At 62.7% G+C, this 17,949-nt stretch carries 15 protein-coding genes; 9 read left to right on the forward strand and 6 right to left on the reverse strand.

The features are described from left to right. Nucleotides 1–117: 117 nt before the first annotated feature. The 3 genes from AC6I6U_RS07460 to AC6I6U_RS07470 form a co-directional block, all read right to left on the reverse strand. The gene (locus AC6I6U_RS07460; RefSeq protein ID WP_497881346.1) at nucleotides 118–2,922 is read right to left on the reverse strand and encodes an FAD-binding and (Fe-S)-binding domain-containing protein; all 2,805 of its coding nucleotides are present in this window, start codon (nucleotides 2,920–2,922) and stop codon (nucleotides 118–120) included. 81 nt (nucleotides 2,923–3,003) lie between these two features. Then, nucleotides 3,004–4,149: an FMN-dependent L-lactate dehydrogenase LldD gene (gene lldD / locus AC6I6U_RS07465; RefSeq protein WP_497881347.1), complete on the reverse strand. Its 1,146-nt coding sequence runs from the start codon at nucleotides 4,147–4,149 to the stop codon at nucleotides 3,004–3,006. Nucleotides 4,150–4,230: 81 nt separating this feature from the next. Next, entirely contained in the window at nucleotides 4,231–5,925 is a 1,695-nt protein-coding gene (locus tag AC6I6U_RS07470; RefSeq protein ID WP_497881348.1) for a lactate permease LctP family transporter, read from the reverse strand. Between the two features lie 263 nt (nucleotides 5,926–6,188). Here AC6I6U_RS07470 and AC6I6U_RS07475 point away from each other — a divergent pair, with 263 nt between their 5' ends. Beyond that, a complete protein-coding gene (locus AC6I6U_RS07475; protein ID WP_497881349.1) occupies nucleotides 6,189–6,956 on the forward strand; it encodes a GntR family transcriptional regulator in 768 nt (255 codons plus the stop codon). Nucleotides 6,957–7,158: 202 nt separating this feature from the next. Here AC6I6U_RS07475 and smpB read toward each other — a convergent pair whose 3' ends face one another. Beyond that, nucleotides 7,159–7,641, reverse strand: coding sequence for an SsrA-binding protein SmpB (gene smpB / locus AC6I6U_RS07480; protein WP_010447282.1), 483 nt, complete (start codon nucleotides 7,639–7,641; stop codon nucleotides 7,159–7,161). Nucleotides 7,642–7,768: 127 nt separating this feature from the next. Between smpB and AC6I6U_RS07485 the strand changes: the two genes are divergently transcribed. Together AC6I6U_RS07485 and AC6I6U_RS07490 are read left to right on the forward strand one after the other, a co-directional pair. Continuing rightward, the gene (locus tag AC6I6U_RS07485; protein ID WP_497881350.1) at nucleotides 7,769–8,203 is read left to right on the forward strand and encodes a type II toxin-antitoxin system RatA family toxin; all 435 of its coding nucleotides are present in this window, start codon (nucleotides 7,769–7,771) and stop codon (nucleotides 8,201–8,203) included. Next, complete coding sequence (locus AC6I6U_RS07490) at nucleotides 8,196–8,510, forward strand: RnfH family protein (protein WP_497881351.1); 315 nt, start codon at nucleotides 8,196–8,198, stop codon at nucleotides 8,508–8,510. Before AC6I6U_RS07485 ends, AC6I6U_RS07490 begins: the two co-directional genes overlap by 8 nt. Before the next feature lie 121 nt (nucleotides 8,511–8,631). On the opposite strand, the gene AC6I6U_RS07495 is transcribed toward AC6I6U_RS07490, so the two are convergent. Then, complete coding sequence (locus AC6I6U_RS07495) at nucleotides 8,632–9,159, reverse strand: outer membrane protein assembly factor BamE (protein ID WP_497881352.1); 528 nt, start codon at nucleotides 9,157–9,159, stop codon at nucleotides 8,632–8,634. A gap of 98 nt (nucleotides 9,160–9,257) precedes the next feature. Here AC6I6U_RS07495 and fur point away from each other — a divergent pair, with 98 nt between their 5' ends. Then, nucleotides 9,258–9,662, forward strand: a complete 405-nt coding sequence (gene fur / locus AC6I6U_RS07500; protein ID WP_497881353.1) for a ferric iron uptake transcriptional regulator — start codon at nucleotides 9,258–9,260, stop codon at nucleotides 9,660–9,662. A 106-nt stretch (nucleotides 9,663–9,768) separates the two neighbouring features. Here the strand turns inward: fur and recN are convergent, their stop codons facing one another. Further along, entirely contained in the window at nucleotides 9,769–11,442 is a 1,674-nt protein-coding gene (recN, locus tag AC6I6U_RS07505) for a DNA repair protein RecN (protein WP_497881354.1), read from the reverse strand. Nucleotides 11,443–11,681: 239 nt separating this feature from the next. Here recN and grpE point away from each other — a divergent pair, with 239 nt between their 5' ends. From grpE to carA, 5 genes are all read left to right on the forward strand, one after another. Beyond that, nucleotides 11,682–12,248 (forward strand): nucleotide exchange factor GrpE, encoded by a 567-nt coding sequence (gene grpE, locus AC6I6U_RS07510; protein WP_497881355.1) that lies wholly within the window; start codon nucleotides 11,682–11,684, stop codon nucleotides 12,246–12,248. 100 nt (nucleotides 12,249–12,348) lie between these two features. Next, nucleotides 12,349–14,265, forward strand: a complete 1,917-nt coding sequence (gene dnaK / locus AC6I6U_RS07515) for a molecular chaperone DnaK (protein WP_497881356.1) — start codon at nucleotides 12,349–12,351, stop codon at nucleotides 14,263–14,265. A gap of 150 nt (nucleotides 14,266–14,415) precedes the next feature. Beyond that, nucleotides 14,416–15,540: a molecular chaperone DnaJ gene (gene dnaJ, locus AC6I6U_RS07520; RefSeq protein WP_497881357.1), complete on the forward strand. Its 1,125-nt coding sequence runs from the start codon at nucleotides 14,416–14,418 to the stop codon at nucleotides 15,538–15,540. A gap of 9 nt (nucleotides 15,541–15,549) precedes the next feature. Further along, a complete protein-coding gene (dapB, locus tag AC6I6U_RS07525) occupies nucleotides 15,550–16,356 on the forward strand; it encodes a 4-hydroxy-tetrahydrodipicolinate reductase (protein ID WP_497881358.1) in 807 nt (268 codons plus the stop codon). A 377-nt stretch (nucleotides 16,357–16,733) separates the two neighbouring features. Further along, the gene (gene carA, locus AC6I6U_RS07530) at nucleotides 16,734–17,870 is read left to right on the forward strand and encodes a glutamine-hydrolyzing carbamoyl-phosphate synthase small subunit (protein WP_497881359.1); all 1,137 of its coding nucleotides are present in this window, start codon (nucleotides 16,734–16,736) and stop codon (nucleotides 17,868–17,870) included. Nucleotides 17,871–17,949: the final 79 nt, after the last annotated feature.

Here is a 17,949-nt window from a genome sequence, read left to right on the forward strand (position 1 = left end):
GGGCCCCCGGTTGGGGGCCTGAACAGTGGACTGCGGGGTGGGGCCAAGGTTCTATTTTTTGCAAGGATGCGGGGGATGGGGCTTGGTGGGAGCGGGCCCTGGGTTGCAGGAGGAGGCTTATTTGGGGCGGGTCACACGATCGACCAGGTAGACCAGGCCGTGGTAGTCGATCCCGCCGTGCTGGCTCAGGCCGATTTCGCAGGTGCGGCTGGTGGAGATGCCTTCTTCGCAATGCTGCACGGCGTCCTTGAGTGTGCGCAGCGAGTGGGCGTTGAGTTCCGGGGTGGTGAAGCCCTTGTCGCCGGCGAAACCGCAGCAGTGGATGCCTTCGGGGATCACCACGTTGTGGCTGCAGCGCCGCGCCAGGTCGATCAGCGCCTGGCTTTCGCCCAGGTGCTGGGTGCTGCAGGTTACGTGCACGGCAATCGGGGCGTCCTGGGGGGTGAAGGTCAACTTATCCACAAGGTGCGTACGAATGAAGCGCACCGGGTCGTAGAGGTCGAGACGGGTGTCGCCCAGGTCCTGGACCAGGCGCAGGGTGCACGGGCTGGTGTCGCAGTAGATCGGGTCGAGGCCGCCGCGGCTGGCGTGCAGCAGGGCACCGATCAGTTCCTGGCGCTTGTGTTCGGCCTGTTCGACGTAACCCTTGGAGGCGAACGGCTGGCCGCAGCACAACTGGTCGGTGTTGTCCGGGAAGACCACCTGGTAGCCGGCCTTTTCCAGCAGCGAGCGGGTCTTGTCGAGCAGTGACATCTGTTCCTTGTCGCCCGCAGCAGGGCCCATCACCCGCGAGACGCAGGCGGCCAGGTAGACCACCCGTGGGCGTTCATCATTGACCGTCGGGCTGAAGCGCACCGCGCGTTCGGGTTGCGGCATGGCATTGGTCCACAGGGGCACGCGGCCCTTGGACAGGCGCGTCAGCCCGGCCGACAACCGCGCCAGGCGTGGGGCGCCGAGCAGCATGCGTGCGCCATTGGCCACGTGCAGGGTGAAGCGGGCGCCTTGCAGGGTGGTGGCGAAATTGCTGGCCAGCCAGTCGGCGCGTTTCACATGAGTGGCTTCGCGGCTGCGCAGCTTCTTCACCAGTTCGCCGGTGTTGATGCCCACCGGGCAGCGCTGGGCGCACAGGCCAGTGGCGGCGCAAGTGTCGATGCCCTGGTAGTGGTAGGCGGCTTCCAGTTCGCTGGTGTCGACGCCGGCGCGTTTTTTCGCCTGGATGTCGCGCCAGATGACAATGCGCTGGCGTGGGCTGAGGGTCAGGCCCTTGGACGGGCAGACCGGCTCGCAGAAACCGCACTCGATGCACTTATCCACAATCTCGTCGGCGGCCGGCAGCGGCTTGAGGTGCTTGAGGTGGATCTGTGGGTCGTCGCTGAGTACCACGTCCGGGTTGAGGATGCCCTGGGGGTCGAGCAGGCGCTTGATCGCCCACATCAACTGGTAGGCGTCGCTGCCCCATTCCTGTTCGACGAAGGGCGCCATGTTGCGCCCGGTGCCGTGCTCGGCCTTGAGCGAGCCGCCGAACTCGACGGCCACCAGTTGCGCCACGTCATCCATGAACGCCTGGTAGCGGGCGACTTCCGCGGCGCTGTTGAAACCCTGGGTGAAGACGAAGTGCAGGTTGCCCTCAAGTGCGTGGCCGAACAGGATCGCTTCGTCGTAGTGGTGCTTGTCGAACAGCTCGATCAGTCGGTTGACGCCGATGGCCAGTTGTTCGACCGGGAAGGTCACGTCCTCGATGATTACCGTGGTGCCGGTCTGGCGCACCGCGCCGACTGCCGGAAAGGTGTCCTTGCGGATGGCCCAGAGCCTGGCGTTTTCCGCTGGATCTTCGGTGAAGTCGACCTGTTTTTCCACGGGGAAACTGGCGAGCGAGGCCATGACCTGCGCCAGTTGTTCGTGCAGCAGCGACGAGCTGGCCGCGCGGGATTCGATCAGCAGGGAGCAGGCGTTGTCCGACAGCTCGCGGACGAAGGCCGGCATGCCGGGCTTGTCCTGTACCGAGCGCAGGCTGCGGCGGTCGAGCAGTTCGACGGCGGACACCGGCTGGCTCTTGAGCACGGTGACGGCGGTGCAGCAGGTTTCCACGTTGGGGAAGACGATCAGCGCCGAGGCCTTGTGCGGGTGGTCGACCACGGTGTCGTAGGTGACGGCGCTGATGAAACCGAGGGTGCCTTCGGAACCGACCAGCAGGTGGCTGAGGATGTCCAGCGGCTCGTCGAAGTCGACCAGGGCGTTGAGGGACAGGCCGGTGGTGTTCTTCAGGCGGTACTTGTGGCGGATTTTGCTGGCCAGCTCGCTGTTGGCGCGGGTCTCGCGGGCCAGGGTCGCCAACTGGTCGAGCAGGTCGGCGTGGCTCTGGCGGAAGGCGGCGACGCTGGCCGGGTCCTCGGTGTCGAGACGGCTGCCGTCGGCCAGTACCAGGCGGATGCCGGCCAGGGTGTGATAGGTGTTCTGCGCGGTGCCGCAGCACATGCCGCTGGCGTTGTTGGCGACGATGCCGCCGATCTTGCAGGCATTGATCGAGGCCGGGTCCGGGCCGATCTTGCGCCCGAACGGCGCCAGCCAGGCGTTGGCCTGGGCACCGATCACCCCCGGTTGCAGGCGGATCTGCTGGCCTTGCTGACGAATCTCGCGGCCGTTCCAGTTGTCGCCGAGGACGATCAGCACCGAGTCGCTGATGGCCTGGCCGGACAGGCTGGTGCCGGCGGCGCGGAAGGTCACCGGCACCTGGTCGCGGCGTGCCAGCTGGAGCAGGCCGACCACTTCGTCTTCGGACTCGACGCGGATCACCAGTTGCGGGATCAGCCGGTAGAAGCTGGCGTCTGTACCGAAGGCGAGGGTCGAGAGCGGGTCGTCGAAGCGTCGCTCGCGGGGGATCAGCTGTTCTACCGAACGGAGGAACGGGGTGGGCAGGCTCATGCAAACTCCTAACGAGGCCGTGGCATCTGGCGTGCCCTGGGCGACCCCGTTCAATCAGGCGGTAAGTCGTGCGGGCGCGGCTCAGGCGCCCAGTTCACGGACCAGCGAGTCACGGTTGATCTCGCTGATGGATTTGGCGCCGGTGAGCACCATGGCAACGCGCATTTCCTTTTCGAACAGTTCCAGCAGGTTCTTCACGCCCGCTTCGCCGGCGGTGGCGAGTGCGTAGAGGAACGCGCGACCGATCAGCACGGTGTCGGCGCCGAGGGCGATCATGCGGACCACGTCGAGGCCGCTGCGGATGCCGGAGTCGGCGAGGATCTTCAGCTCGCCCTTCACCGCATCGGCGATGGCCGGCAACGCGCGGGCGCTGGACAGCACGCCGTCGAGCTGGCGCCCGCCGTGGTTGGATACGACGATGCCGTCGGCGCCGAATTTCACCGCGTCCCTGGCGTCCTGCGGGTCGAGGATGCCCTTGATGACCATCGGGCCGTCCCAGAATTCGCGGATCCACTCCAGGTCCTTCCAGGAAATCGACGGGTCGAAGTTGGCGCCGAGCCAGCCGATGTAGTCGGCCAGTCCCGTCGGGTTGCCGCGATAGCGGGAGATGTTGCCCAGGTCATGGGGTTTGCCCAGCAGGCCGACGTCGAGGGCCCAGCGCGGGTGGGTCATGGCCTGCCACATGCGCCGCAGCGGCGCGTTCGGGCCGCTCATGCCGGAGTGGGCGTCACGGTAGCGGGCGCCGGGCACCGGCATGTCCACCGTGAACACCAGCGTGGTCACACCGGCAGCCTTGGCCCGCTCCAGGGCGTTGCGCATGAAGCCGCGGTCTTTCAGTACATAGAGCTGGAACCACATCGGCCGGTCGATGGCCGGGGCGACTTCCTCGATCGGGCACACCGAGACCGTCGACATGGTGAAGGGGATGCCGTGGACGGCGGCTGCGCGGGCGGCCTGGACTTCGCCGCGGCGGGCGTACATGCCGGTCAGGCCGACCGGCGCCAACGCCACCGGCATGCTCAGGGTTTCGTTGAACAGGCGGGTTTCCAGGCTCAGTTCGGACATGTTCTTCAGCACGCGCTGGCGCAGGGCGATACCGGCCAGGTCCTCGACGTTGTGGCGCAGGGTGTGCTCGGCGTAGGCGCCGCCATCGGCGTAGTGGAACAGGAACGGGGGCAGCTTGCGTTGGGCGGCTGCGCGATAGTCGGTAGAGGCAGAAATGATCATGGGAACTCGCCGCGTGGGTTGACTGGAAACGGTTGCCGGGGTCTGCAGGAGCCCCCGGCATTCTCGTGTCAGGGCATTACGTTAATGCACCAGCATGCCGGTGAACACGTAGGCCTGGGCCAGGGTGATCAGGCCGACGATGGTGGCAAAGAATAGGCTGTGCTTGAGCGTGAAGCGGAACAGGTCGGATTCCTTGCCCACCAGGCCGGTGGCGGCGCAGGCGACGGCGATCGACTGTGGCGAGATCATCTTGCCAGTCACGCCGCCGCTGGTGTTGGCCGCCACCAGCAGGGTGTCGTTGACGCCGATCTGGTGTGCGGTGGTGGCCTGCAGCGAGCTGAACAGGGCGTTCGACGAGGTGTCCGAACCGGTCAGGAACACGCCCAGCCAGCCAAGGAACGGCGAGAAGAACGGGAACGCTGCGCCAGTGGCCGCCAGCACCAGGGCCATGGTCGAGGACATGCCCGAATAGTTGGTGACGAAGGCGAAGGCCAGCACCATGCCGATGGACAGGATCGGCCAGCGCAGTTCGTAGAAGGTCTCTTTCAAAGTGGTCAGACCAGTTTTGAAATCGATCTTGAGCACCAGCATCGACACCAGGGCGGAGAAGAAGATCGCCGTGCCGGTGGCTGAGATCGGGTCGAGCTTGAATACTGCCGGGATGGCGGTCGGGTTGGCGACGATCGGCGCGGTCTTGATCACCAGTTGGTCCAGGTGCGGCACGGCGAAGTTGAACACGCTGCTGTACATCGCGCCGCCGGTGGCGAACATCGCCTTGAATGACTTGAGGGTCCAGATCGTCACCAGCACGGTGAGGATCAGGAACGGCGACCAGGCCTTGAAGATCTGGCCCAGGCTATAGGGCGAGGCCTGGGTGTGGCGTGGCTGGCCGAAGCCGCCGGCGCTGGCGGTGATTGCGGCGCCCGCAGTGGCACCGGCAATTTGTGCGCCGGCAGTACGGCGTGGTTGCCAGACTTTCAGGAACAGCGTCAGGCAGACCAGGCTGGCCAGGGCCGAGGTGATGTCCGGCAGTTCCGGGCCGATGAAGTTCGAGGTGAAGTACTGGGTGACGGCAAAGCTCAGGCCGGCGACCAGGGCGGCAGGCCAGGTCTCGCGCACGCCACGCAGGCCGTCCATCATGAATACCAGCCAGAACGGCACGAACAGCGACAGCAGGGGCAGTTGGCGGCCGGTCATGGCGCCGATCTTGAACGCGTCGATGCCGGTGACCTGGCCTGCGACGATGATCGGGATGCCGAGGGCGCCGAAGGCCACCGGTGCAGTGTTGGCGATCAGGCACAGGCCGGCGGCGTACAGTGGATTGAAGCCCAGGCCCACCAGCAGGGCGGCGGTGATGGCCACCGGAGCGCCGAAACCGGCCGCACCTTCGAGGAAGGCTCCGAAGCAGAAGCCGATCAGCAGCACCTGCAGGCGCTGGTCATCGGTGATCGACAGCACCGAGCTGCGGATGATTTCGAACTGGCCGCTCTTGACCGTCAGTTTGTAGAGGAACACCGCGGCAACGATGATCCAGGCAATCGGCCAGAGGCCATAGGCGAAGCCATAGCCGGCAGCGGCAAGGGCCATGTCCACCGGCATCTTGAAGGCGAAGATCGCCACCAGGATCGCCAGCGCCAGGGTGATGCTGCCCGCCACGTGACCCTTGAGACGGAACACCGCCAGGGCCAGGAAGAAGAACACGATGGGGATAACGGCCGCGAGAGCGGACAGGCCGAGGCTGCCGAGCGGGCTGTAGAGCTGTTGCCAGGTTTGCATATGGGGTGGCCCCTAATTGTTGTTGGTCAGGCGCAGACAAGCTGATTTGGATAATTGGTAATACCAATTTACAATCGCTGTGCGCTAGGTTAAAAGCCTTGTGGGGGATGTGTCAATTTGCCGCCCTGAAACTTTCGTCGCAGGCGCGGTTGGGAGAAGGCGCTGATCGGGTGATTTATGCACTGCCTGGTGGGTGCTGGCGCGGCGCCAATAGGCCAGAATAGGCAGCCCCGGCAAGGGTTCGGGAGCGTGAGGAGTAAGTGATGGGGTTTGATCAGATTCGTCAGCGCCGTTTGTCTGACGATATTGTCGAGCGGCTCGAGGGGATGATTCTCGAAGGCACGCTGAAGCCCGGTGAGCGCCTGCCGGCCGAGCGTGCGCTGGCCGAACAGTTCGGTGTGTCGCGGCCGTCTTTGCGCGAGGCGATCCAGAAGCTGGTGGCCAAGGGGCTGCTGGCCAGCCGGCAGGGCGGCGGCAACTATGTGGTGGAGACGCTGGGCTCGACGTTCAGCGATCCGCTGTTGCACCTGCTGGAAAACAATCCCGAGGCCCAGCGCGACCTGCTGGAGTTTCGCCACACGCTGGAAGCGTCCTGCGCCTATTACGCGGCACTGCGTGCCACCGAGGTGGATCGGGACCGGCTGCGGGTGGCGTTCGAGCTGTTGCAGAGCTGCTATGCGCGGGCGGACGAGGTGAGTCGGGCGGAGGAGGGCGAGGCTGATGCGAACTTCCACCTGGCGATTGCCGAGGCCAGCCACAACGCGGTGCTGTTGCACACCATTCGTGGATTGTTCGATCTGCTCAAGCGCAATGTGGTGACCAACATCGGTGGGATGTACAAGCAGCGTACGGAAACTCGCGACATGCTGATCGAGCAGCACCGGGAGTTGTACCTGGCGATCATCGAGGGGCGGGCGGAGCAGGCGCGCGAGGTGTCGAGCCGGCATATCCTGTATGTGCAGGAGGTGTTGGAGGAGGTACGGCAGGAGGTACAGCGGGTGGCGCGAGCAGAGCGGCGCAAGGGGATTTGAGCGGGCGGTGGCGTTTGTTCAGGAGGGGCTTTGGATTGCAATCGCCAGCAAGCCGGCTCCCGCGGTGATCGAGTCGTACTCGGAATTGGCGTACTGCACTGACCTGTAGGAGCAGAGCTTGCTCGCGAAGAGGGCCTCGAGGCCGCCAAAAGCTTCGCGGGCAAGCCTTGCTCCTACAGGGGGGGGCTGTGGTGTTCCGGGCTCAGTCTTCCTTGCCCTTGTTGCGCACCGCACGCTGCAGCTCGCGACCGGCGTCGCGCTCGCGTTCGGTATCACGCTTGTCGTATTCCTTCTTGCCCTTGCCCAGGGCAATCTCGCACTTGACCAGATGCTTGCTCCAGTACAGCGAGAGGCACACGCAGGTGTAGCCCTTTTGCTGCACGCCGGCAAAGATCTTTTCCAGCTCGCGCTGGTTGAGCAGCAGCTTGCGCGTGCGCGTCGGGTCGGCGATGACGTGGGTGCTGGCGGTGGTCAGCGGCGTGAAGTGGCTGCCGAACAGCCAGGCTTCGCCATCCTTGAGCAACACATAACTGTCGACCAGTTGTGCCTTGCCTGCCCGCAAGCTCTTTACTTCCCAACCGGCCAGGACCAGGCCAGCCTCGAACCGTTGTTCGACGAAGTAATCGTGGCGCGCCTTTTTGTTTTGCGCGATGGTCCCTGTGGGGTGTTTCTTCTGTTTAGCCATAGGGGCGGCATTATAGGGGGTTGCGCGTCCGTCGGCTACGGTGAAGCTGCGTGCTTGAGCGCGTAGGATGAATCCCGGACAATGCGCCCTCTTTTGTATGCTGCCCAGCCGTGGAATTGACGCTGACATGACGACCCATATTCAACGTTCGGCCTTGCTGCCCTATCCGGCACAGGCGCTTTATGACCTGGTGAGCGACGTCGCACGTTATCCGGAATTCCTGCCGTGGTGCTCGGCTTCCCAGGTGCTGGAAAGCTCGGACGTGCACATGCGCGCGACGCTGTCGGTGGCCAAGGGTGGCTTGAGCCAGCAGTTCGTGACCCGCAATATCCTGGTGCCGGGCCAGTCGATCGAGATGAATCTCGAGGAAGGGCCGTTTACTCAGTTGCACGGTGTTTGGGTGTTCAAGGCGCTCGGGGAGAAGGCCTGCAAGATCAGCCTGGATCTGACCTTCGATTACGCCGGGCCGATCGTGCGCGCGACCCTTGGGCCGCTGTTCAACCAGGCGGCGAATACCCTGGTGGATGCGTTCTGCCAGCGGGCGAAGCAGATTAATGGCTGAGTCGCGGGTCACCGTCGAGGTGGTGTACGCCGAGGTTGGGCGTCAGTGCCTGCTGGAAGTATCGGTGCCGCTGGGGACGACGTTGCGGGCGGCGGTTGGCTTGTCGGGGATGGCCGGGCAGTTTCCCGAAGCTGATCTGGCGGCTTGCCCGCTGGGGATTTTCGGCAAGGTGGTCAGCGATCCTGAGGCCAGGGTCGTGGCCGAGGGCGATCGCATCGAAATCTATCGCCCGCTGTTGGCGGATCCGAAAGAGGTGAGGCGGTTGCGGGCGGAGAAGGCGGCACAGGCTCGTCTGCAGAACCCCTAGTGCTTTTGGGCTGTAATCGCCAGCAAGCCGGCTCTCACAAAAAAAGCTGTTGTGTGCTCGGCAGTGACAGATCCACAGGCAACAAAAAGCCCGGCATGCCGGGCTTTTTTGTATTGCAATATTACTGCGGCGAGGTGTCCAGCGGTTCCGGTGTGGGGACCGGCACGGCCTTGACGCCATCGACGTCCTTCTGGATCTGATCGAGCAGCGAACCCGGTTTGGCCGGCTTTTCCGCCTTCGGCTTTTCGGCATTCTGGGCCGGGGCATCGACGGTGGTGCCGCTGTCCTTGCCGAGGATGGCCTCGTCACGACTCACGCCAGGCATGAAATCGCCGGCCAGACTCATGAGTTTGTCATCATCACTGAAAATCAGGCTGACACGTTCCTGTTGGCGTTCACCGCCACCGGGTTGCAGGCTGTACAAATAATCCCAGCGGTTGGCGTGGAACGTGTCGGTCAGCAGGGGGTTGCCCATGATAAACCGTACTTGCCGCCGGGTCATTCCGGGGCGTAACTGGTCTATCATGTCCTGCGTGACGACATTGCCCTGCTGGATGTCGATTTTGTAAACCCCGGGGAATGAACAACCGGCGAGTGCGAGCAGTCCCACTAAGGTGAAACTGGTTAGCAAGAGCTTGGTGTTTTGCATCGGTGGGCGACTTCCACTATCTTGGCTGGGACAACGTAAACCCCGATCATACCCGCATTAAGAGAAGCTGCGAAGCAGCATCCGCGAGAAAGCTGACCATGGTTGAAAATAGCGAACTACGCAAAGCTGGCTTAAAAGTGACTCTGCCACGGGTCAAGATTCTACAGATGCTCGATTCTGCCGAGCAGCGTCACATGAGCGCCGAGGATGTCTACAAGGCGTTGATGGAGGCTGGCGAAGACGTTGGTCTGGCGACGGTCTACCGCGTATTGACCCAATTCGAAGCGGCCGGGCTGGTAGTCCGTCACAACTTCGATGGCGGTCATGCGGTGTTCGAGCTGGCGGACGGCGGCCACCACGACCATATGGTCAACGTGGATTCCGGTGAAGTCATCGAGTTCGTCAACCCGGAAATCGAGAAACTCCAACACGCGATCGCCGAGCAGCATGGCTATGAGCTGGTGGAGCACAACCTGGTGCTGTACGTACGCAAGAAGAAGTAATCCTGCCGTACGGATTCAGGTCCGGTGAAATGATCGAAGGCGACCCTAGGGTCGCCTTCGTGCTTTTTGTTACCTGAAATTTCCTGACTCGGATTCCGGCCGCCATTCAGCTCTTGGCAGTCACTACCATCTTTTTCGCGTGCGCCAGGGATTCCTTGGTGAGGTCGATACCGCCGAGCATGCGCGCGACTTCCTCGACCCGTTCGGTCTTGCCCAGCTTGGAGACGGCCGTATGCGTCGCATCGCTGCCGCGAACCTTGTGCACGAACAGGTGGTGATGGCCCTGTGCGGCAACCTGCGGCAAGTGGGTGACGGTCAGTACCTGGCCGCGATCGCCGAGGCGCCGCAGCAGTTGGCCGACGATTTCCGCGGTCGGGCCGCCGATGCCGACGTCCACTTCGTCGAATACCAGCGTGGGGATGCGCGAGGTCTGTGCGGTGATCACCTGGATGGCCAAGCTGATACGTGACAACTCGCCGCCCGAGGCAACCTTGGCCAGGGCTTTCAGTGGTTGGCCCGGGTTGGCGCTGACCAGCAGCTCGACTTGTTCCAGCCCATAAGGCAGCGGCTCGTCGCTACTGTTGGCGTGCAGCTCGATGTTGAAACGACCGCCGGGCATGCCCAGGCGCTGGATTTCCTGTTCGACCGCGCTGGCCAGGCCGGTGGCGGCCTGGCTGCGCAGTTGGCTGAGTTCCTGGGCGCGTTCCTGGTAGTGCCGGGCGTAGGCGGCCAGTTCCTCGCCGAGGCGTTCGACGGCCTCGTCGTTGGCGTTCATGGTCTCGATTTCGTCCAGCAGTTTCTGCTGCAGGGTCGCCACTTCGGTTGGCTGGATGCGGTGCTTGCGCGCCAGGGTGTAGATGGCATCCAGACGTTCCTCGAGGTATTGCAGGCGGCCCGGGTCGGCGTCGAAGTGGTCGACGAAGCGATTCAGTTCGCCGACGGCTTCTTCCACCTGGATCTGTGCGCTGGCCAGCAGGTTGGCGGCTTCGCCCAATGCGCCGGAACCGTTGCTGACGCTGGTAAGGCGATTGAGGCAGGTGGTGAGGGCGTGAAGCACGTTGCCCGAGTCGCTTTCGCTGCATTGCTCGACCACCTGTCGGCAAACGCCGAGCAGGGTTTCGGCGTTGGTCAGGTTCTTGTGTTCCTGCTCCAGTTCTTCCAGCTCGTTTTCGCCGAGGGCGAGGTTTTCCAGTTCTTCCAGCTGATAGCTGAGCAACTGGTGGCGCGCGCGTTGTTCATCGCTGGAGTTGGACAGGCGTTCCAGTTCCTGCCGGGTCTGGCGCCAGCGTTGGGCAGCGAGCTGCACCTGGCGGGCGAGGTCGGTCGCGCCGGCGTACTCGTCGAGCAGGCGGCGATGGGTGTCGGTCTTGAGGAGGGACTGGTGTTCGTGCTGGCTGTGGATATCGATCAGCAGCTCGCCCAGGGCCTTGAGGTCGCCCAGCGGGCAGGTAGAGCCATTGATATAGCCGCGCGAGCGTCCTTCGGCAGTGATGACTCGGCGCAGGATGCACGGCCCGTCGTTGTCCAGGTCGCGTTCGGCGAGCCAGTTGCGCGCCTCCGGGATGTCCTGCAGGTCGAAGGTCGCGAGGATGTCAGCCTTGTCCGCGCCGGGGCGCACCACGCCACTGTCGGCGCGATCACCCAGGGTCAGGCCGAGGGCATCGAGCATGATCGACTTGCCGGCGCCGGTTTCGCCGGTGATGACGCTCATCCCGCGATCCAGTTCCAGGTCGAGGTGTTCGACAATTGCGTAGTTGTGTACGGACAGGTGCACCAGCATGAAGGCCGCTCCCAGATTAGGTCTGGTTATTTATACAGTGTTTTGAATTTTCCTGGCAATGCCAAGCCTTAGTTCGATTCGCTTGAATGGCCGGCTTTTTTAGCGCAATTGGCGATGCACCCTGGCCATCGATCGGCTGGGATGCATTTTTTTCGGCACTTGAACCTGGAAAATGCGGCCCCATATACGGGGGCAGAAGCGTGAGCCAAGCTCGCGGACGATATCGAAAGGAGGTTTTTATGGCTGACGAACAGAATCTGGACTCGCAAAATCAAGAAGCCAATCAGGCTGCCGAAGCTTCGAGCGATGACCTGGCAACCCGCGTGCAGGCACTCGAAGAGCAACTGGTTGCCGCGCAGGATCAGAGCCTGCGCGTCGCTGCCGACCTGCAGAACGTTCGCCGCCGTGCCGAGCAGGACGTCGAGAAGGCGCACAAGTTCGCCCTGGAAAAATTCGCCGGCGACCTGTTGCCGATCCTCGACAGCCTGGAGCGCGGCCTGGAGCTGTCCAGCCCGGACGACGAAAGCATCCGTCCGATGCGCGAAGGTATCGAGCTGACCCTGAAGATGTTCCAGGACACTTTCAAGCGTCACCAGCTGGAGGCGATCGACCCCCATGGCGAGCCCTTCAATGCTTCGCTGCACCAGGCGATGGCCATGCAGGAAAGCGCCGACGTCGAGCCGAACAGCGTGCTGAAGGTGTTCCAGAAGGGTTACCAGCTCAACGGTCGCCTGCTGCGCCCGGCCATGGTCGTGGTGAGCAAGGCGGTCGCTCCGGTTTCGCCGACTATCGACGAGCAGGCTTGAAATCGGTCATAGCGACCCCATCTATAAGTCAAGCGTTTAAGTGCTACCGCAGTTGGCCATAACCACTGCGGCAAAAAAATCCAAGTTTCGGGAGAGTGAAATGGGCAAAATCATCGGTATCGACCTGGGGACTACCAACTCCTGCGTCTCCATTCTGGAAAACGGCAACGTCAAGGTGATCGAGAACGCCGAAGGCGCTCGCACCACGCCGTCGATCATTGCATACGCCAACGATGGCGAAACCCTGGTTGGCCAGTCGGCCAAGCGCCAGGCCGTGACCAATCCGCACAACACCCTGTACGCGGTAAAGCGTCTGATCGGTCGCAAGTTCGACGAAGAAGTCGTGCAGAAAGACATCAAGATGGTTCCGTACAAGATCGCCAAGGCTGACAACGGTGACGCCTGGGTTGAAGTGAACGGCCAGAAGATGGCTCCGCCACAGATCTCGGCTGAAATCCTGAAGAAGATGAAGAAGACCGCCGAAGACTACCTCGGCGAGACCGTGACCGAAGCGGTGATCACCGTTCCGGCCTACTTCAACGACAGCCAGCGCCAGGCTACCAAGGACGCCGGTCGTATCGCCGGCCTGGACGTCAAGCGCATCATCAACGAACCGACCGCGGCCGCACTGGCCTACGGCATGGACAAGGCCAAGGGCGACCACACCGTCATCGTTTATGACCTGGGTGGCGGTACCTTCGACGTGTCCGTGATCGAAATCGCCGAAGTCGATGGCGAGCACCAGTTCGAAGTACTGGCAACCAACGGTGACACCTTCCTCGGTGGTGAAGACTTCGACATCCGCCTGATCGACTACCTCGTCGACGAGTTCAAGAAAGAAAGCGGCATGAACCTCAAGGGTGACCCGCTGGCCATGCAGCGCCTGAAGGAATCTGCCGAGAAGGCCAAGATCGAGCTGTCGTCGTCGCAGTCGACCGACGTCAACCTGCCGTACATCACTGCCGATGCTTCGGGTCCGAAGCACCTGAACGTGAAGATCTCCCGCGCCAAGCTGGAGTCTCTGGTGGAAGACCTGGTTCAGCGCACCATCGAGCCTTGCCGCATCGCCCTGAAAGACGCCGGTATCGACGTTGGTTCGATCAACGACGTGATCCTGGTCGGCGGTCAGACCCGTATGCCGCTGGTACAGAAGCTGGTTACCGAGTTCTTCGGCAAGGAAGCACGCAAGGACGTGAACCCTGACGAAGCGGTCGCCATGGGCGCTGCCATCCAGGGCGCGGTACTGGCCGGTGACGTGAAGGACGTGCTGCTGCTGGACGTCAGCCCACTGACCCTGGGTATCGAGACCATGGGCGGCGTGATGACTGCGCTGATCGAGAAGAACACCACGATTCCGACCAAGAAGTCGCAAGTGTTCTCGACTGCCGACGACAACCAGGGCGCCGTGACCATTCACGTCCTGCAGGGCGAGCGCAAGCAAGCCGCACAGAACAAGTCGCTGGGCAAGTTCGACCTGTCCGAGATCCCGCCAGCGCCACGTGGCGTGCCGCAGATCGAAGTGACCTTCGACATCGACGCCAACGGCATCCTGCACGTAGGTGCGAAGGACAAGGCTACCGGCAAGGAGCAGAAGATCACCATCAAGGCCAACTCGGGTCTGTCGGATGAAGAGATCCAGCAAATGGTTCGCGATGCCGAGCTGAATGCCGAGGAAGACCGCAAGTTCGAAGAGCTGGCCGCCGCTCGCAACCAGGGTGACGCGCTGGTGCACTCGACTCGCAAGATGGTTGCCGATGCTGGCGACAAGGTAACTGCTGAAGAGAAGACCGCTATCGAAGCTGCCGTGGTCGCCCTGGAAGCCGCCGTGAAAGGCGACGACAAGGCTGCCATCGACGCCAAGGTCGAGGAACTGTCCAAGGTCTCCGCGCCTGTGGCTCAGAAGATGTACGCCGAACAGGGCGCCCAACCTGAAGCGGGTGCGCAGCCTGCTCAGGAAGAAGCGCACAAGGACGACGTCGTCGACGCTGAGTTCGAAGAAGTCAAAGATCACAAGTAATTCTGCTTGTTGGTCGGCCGGTTGACTGCGTTTGCGCGGTGACTGGTAGGATGTCGCCGCGCGGGAGCTTGCTCCCGCGTTGGCGTGTCTGGAGTACGCAAATTTTTACAGCATGCGACAACGCTCGGGTGCTGGCCTCAGGGGCAATTTATGGCAAAGCGTGACTATTACGAGGTATTGGGGGTCGAGCGTGGCTCCAGCGAGGCGGAGCTGAAAAAGGCTTATCGTCGTCTTGCGATGAAATATCACCCGGACCGCAATCCGGATGACAAGGCTGCCGAGGAGCAGTTCAAGGAGGCCAACGAGGCCTACGAAGTGCTGTCCGATTCCAGCAAGCGTGCCGCCTACGACCAGTACGGCCATGCGGGTGTCGACCCGAGCATGGGCGGCGGCGGTGCCGGTTTCGGTGGGCAGAACTTCTCCGACATCTTCGGTGATGTGTTCAGCGATTTCTTTGGTGGCGGCCGTGGCGGCTCCCGTGGCGGCGCCCAGCGCGGCAGCGACCTGCGCTACACCCTGGAACTGAACCTGGAAGAAGCGGTTCGCGGTACCACCGTGAATATCCGTGTTCCGACGCTGGTCAACTGCAAGCCGTGCGACGGTTCTGGTGCGAAGAAAGGTTCTTCGCCGGTGACCTGTCCGACCTGTGGCGGTATCGGTCAGGTGCGCATGCAGCAGGGCTTCTTCTCTGTGCAGCAGACCTGCCCGCGTTGCCATGGCCAGGGCAAGATCATTTCCGATCCGTGCGATTCCTGTCATGGCCAGGGCCGCGTGGAAGAGTACAAGACCTTGTCGGTCAAGGTGCCGTCGGGTGTCGATACCGGCGACCGTATTCGTCTGTCCGGTGAGGGCGAGGCGGGTACCCAGGGTGGTCCGACCGGCGACCTGTATGTCGTGATCAACGTGCGTGAGCATGATATTTTCCAGCGCGACGGCAAGCACCTGTACTGCGAAGTGCCGATCAGCTTTGTCGATGCCGCCCTCGGTGGTGAGCTGGAAGTGCCGACCCTCGATGGTCGGGTCAAGTTGAAGATTCCGGAAGGTACCCAGACCGGCAAGCAGTTCCGTCTGCGTGGCAAGGGTGTCGCGCCGGTGCGCGGTGGTGGTGCCGGTGACCTGATGTGCCGCGTGGCCGTCGAAACGCCGGTGAACCTGAGTCGTCGCCAGCGTGAACTGCTGGAAGAGTTCCGCGCCTCGCTGGACGTCGACAGCTCTCACTCGCCCAAGGCCAGCGGTTGGTTCGAAGGCATGAAGCGCTTCTTCGGCGACCTGTAGGGAGCGTTTATGCGACGTATAGCTGTGATGGGTGCCGCTGGGCGCATGGGCAAGATCCTGGTCGAGGCGGTGCAGCAGCAGGTGCCGGTTGCCGGCCTGACGGCTGCCGTGGTGCGTCCGGGCAGTTCGCTGGTCGGTGCCGATGCCGGTGAGCTGGCTTCCCTGGGGCGCATCGGCGTGCCGTTGTCCGATGCCTTGGATAAGGTGGCTGAAGAGTTCGACGTGCTGATCGACTTCACTCTGCCGGAAGTGATGCTGAAGAACCTGGCGTTCTGCCGCAAGGCGGGCAAGGCCATGGTCATCGGCACGACCGGATTGACTGCCGAGCAGAAGCAACTGTTGGTGGAAGCGGGCAAGGAGATTCCGATCGTCTTCGCCGCCAACTTCAGCGTTGGTGTCAATCTGTCGCTGAAGCTGCTGGAACTGACAGCCCGTGTCCTGGGTGAAGATGCCGATATCGAGATCATCGAGACGCATCATCGGCACAAGGTCGACTCGCCTTCGGGTACGGCCATGCGCATGGGCGAGGTGATTGCCGATACCCTGGAGCGTGACCTGCAGAAGGTGGCGGTCTACGGGCGTGAAGGGCATGTCGGTGCGCGAGCGCGTGACACCATCGGCTTCGCTACCGTGCGCGGTGGTGACGTGGTGGGTGATCACACCGTCTTGTTCGCTACCGAGGGTGAGCGCCTGGAGATCACCCACAAGGCGTCGAGCCGCATGACGTTCGCCAAGGGTGCCGTACGTGCAGCGCTGTGGCTGGACGGCCGGGCGGCTGGCTTGTACGACATGCAGGACGTGCTCGACCTGCATTGATCCAAGTCGCGCGTCTCCTTGGGGCGCGTCTTGCCCTTGTAGGGGCAGGCGGTGCGGCGATCCGACTTGCCCGCGAAGCTCTTGGCGATCTCAAGATCGCCTTCGCGGGCAAGCCACGCTCCTACAGGTATGGGGGCGTGCTGTAAGGTAGCGCCGGCCTTCAGAACCGCTTCGCGACGCCCTGTCGCATTTCCTGGCCTTCAAGGCTCATTAGCGGTGGATTAAAAAAGCATTTTTCTGTAAGCTACAGCTTTAGTGTGTCCACTAAAAGCGCGCAGAATAATTCAGTGAAAGAAGCGGGGTGACGTGTCCATACGTCACTCCGCTTTTTTACAACCTGCGATCGCCCTTTCAGGCTTTATTTACGGGAGGTCTTCTTGACTAAGCCAGCCATACTTGCCCTTGCTGATGGCAGCATTTTTCGCGGCGAAGCCATTGGAGCCGACGGCCAGACCGTTGGTGAGGTGGTGTTCAACACCGCAATGACCGGCTATCAGGAAATCCTTACCGATCCTTCCTACGCCCAACAGATCGTTACCCTGACCTACCCGCACATCGGCAACACCGGCACCACGCCGGAAGACGCCGAGTCGAACCGTGTGTGGTCGGCTGGCCTGGTCATCCGCGACTTGCCGCTGGTAGCGAGCAACTGGCGTAACACCCTGTCCCTGTCGGACTACCTGAAGGCCAACAATGTCGTGGCCATCGCCGGTATCGACACCCGTCGCCTGACTCGCATCCTGCGTGAAAAAGGCTCGCAGAACGGTTGCATTCTGGCCGGTGACAACATCACCGAGGAAGCGGCCATCGCCGCGGCGCGCGGTTTCCCGGGCCTGAAGGGCATGGACCTGGCGAAGGTCGTCAGCACCAAGGAATCCTACGAGTGGCGTTCGACGGTCTGGGACCTGAAGACCGACAGTCACGCGACCATCGAGGCCGCCGACCTGCCTTACCATGTCGTGGCCTACGACTACGGCATCAAGTCGAACATCCTGCGCATGCTGGTTGAGCGCGGCTGCCGCGTCACCGTGCTGCCGGCCCAGGCGCCTGCCAGTGAAGCCCTGGCCCTCAAGCCGGACGGCGTGTTCCTGTCCAACGGCCCTGGCGATCCGGAGCCTTGCGACTACGCCATCCAGGCGATCAAGGAAATCCTCGAGACCGAGATTCCGGTGTTCGGTATCTGCCTGGGTCACCAACTGCTGGCCCTGGCCTCCGGTGCCAAGACCATCAAGATGGGTCACGGCCACCACGGTGCCAACCACCCGGTGCAGGACCTGGACTCCGGTGTCGTCATGATCACCAGCCAGAACCACGGTTTCGCCGTGGATGAAGCGACCCTGCCAGGCAATGTCCGGGCTATCCACAAGTCGCTGTTCGACGGCTCGCTGCAAGGCATCGAGCGCACCGACAAGAGTGCGTTCAGCTTCCAGGGCCACCCTGAAGCCAGCCCGGGCCCGAACGATGTGGCGCCGCTGTTCGATCGCTTCATCAATGAGATGGCCAAGCGCCGTTGATTGCCTGGATGCCTTGGGCGGCCCCGCATGGCGGCGGCCCCCTCGGCAGCTTCAAGGACGTTTCAACGACTTGCCGACT

Source organism: Pseudomonas sp. UTLPPB19802 (genome assembly GCF_059730225.1).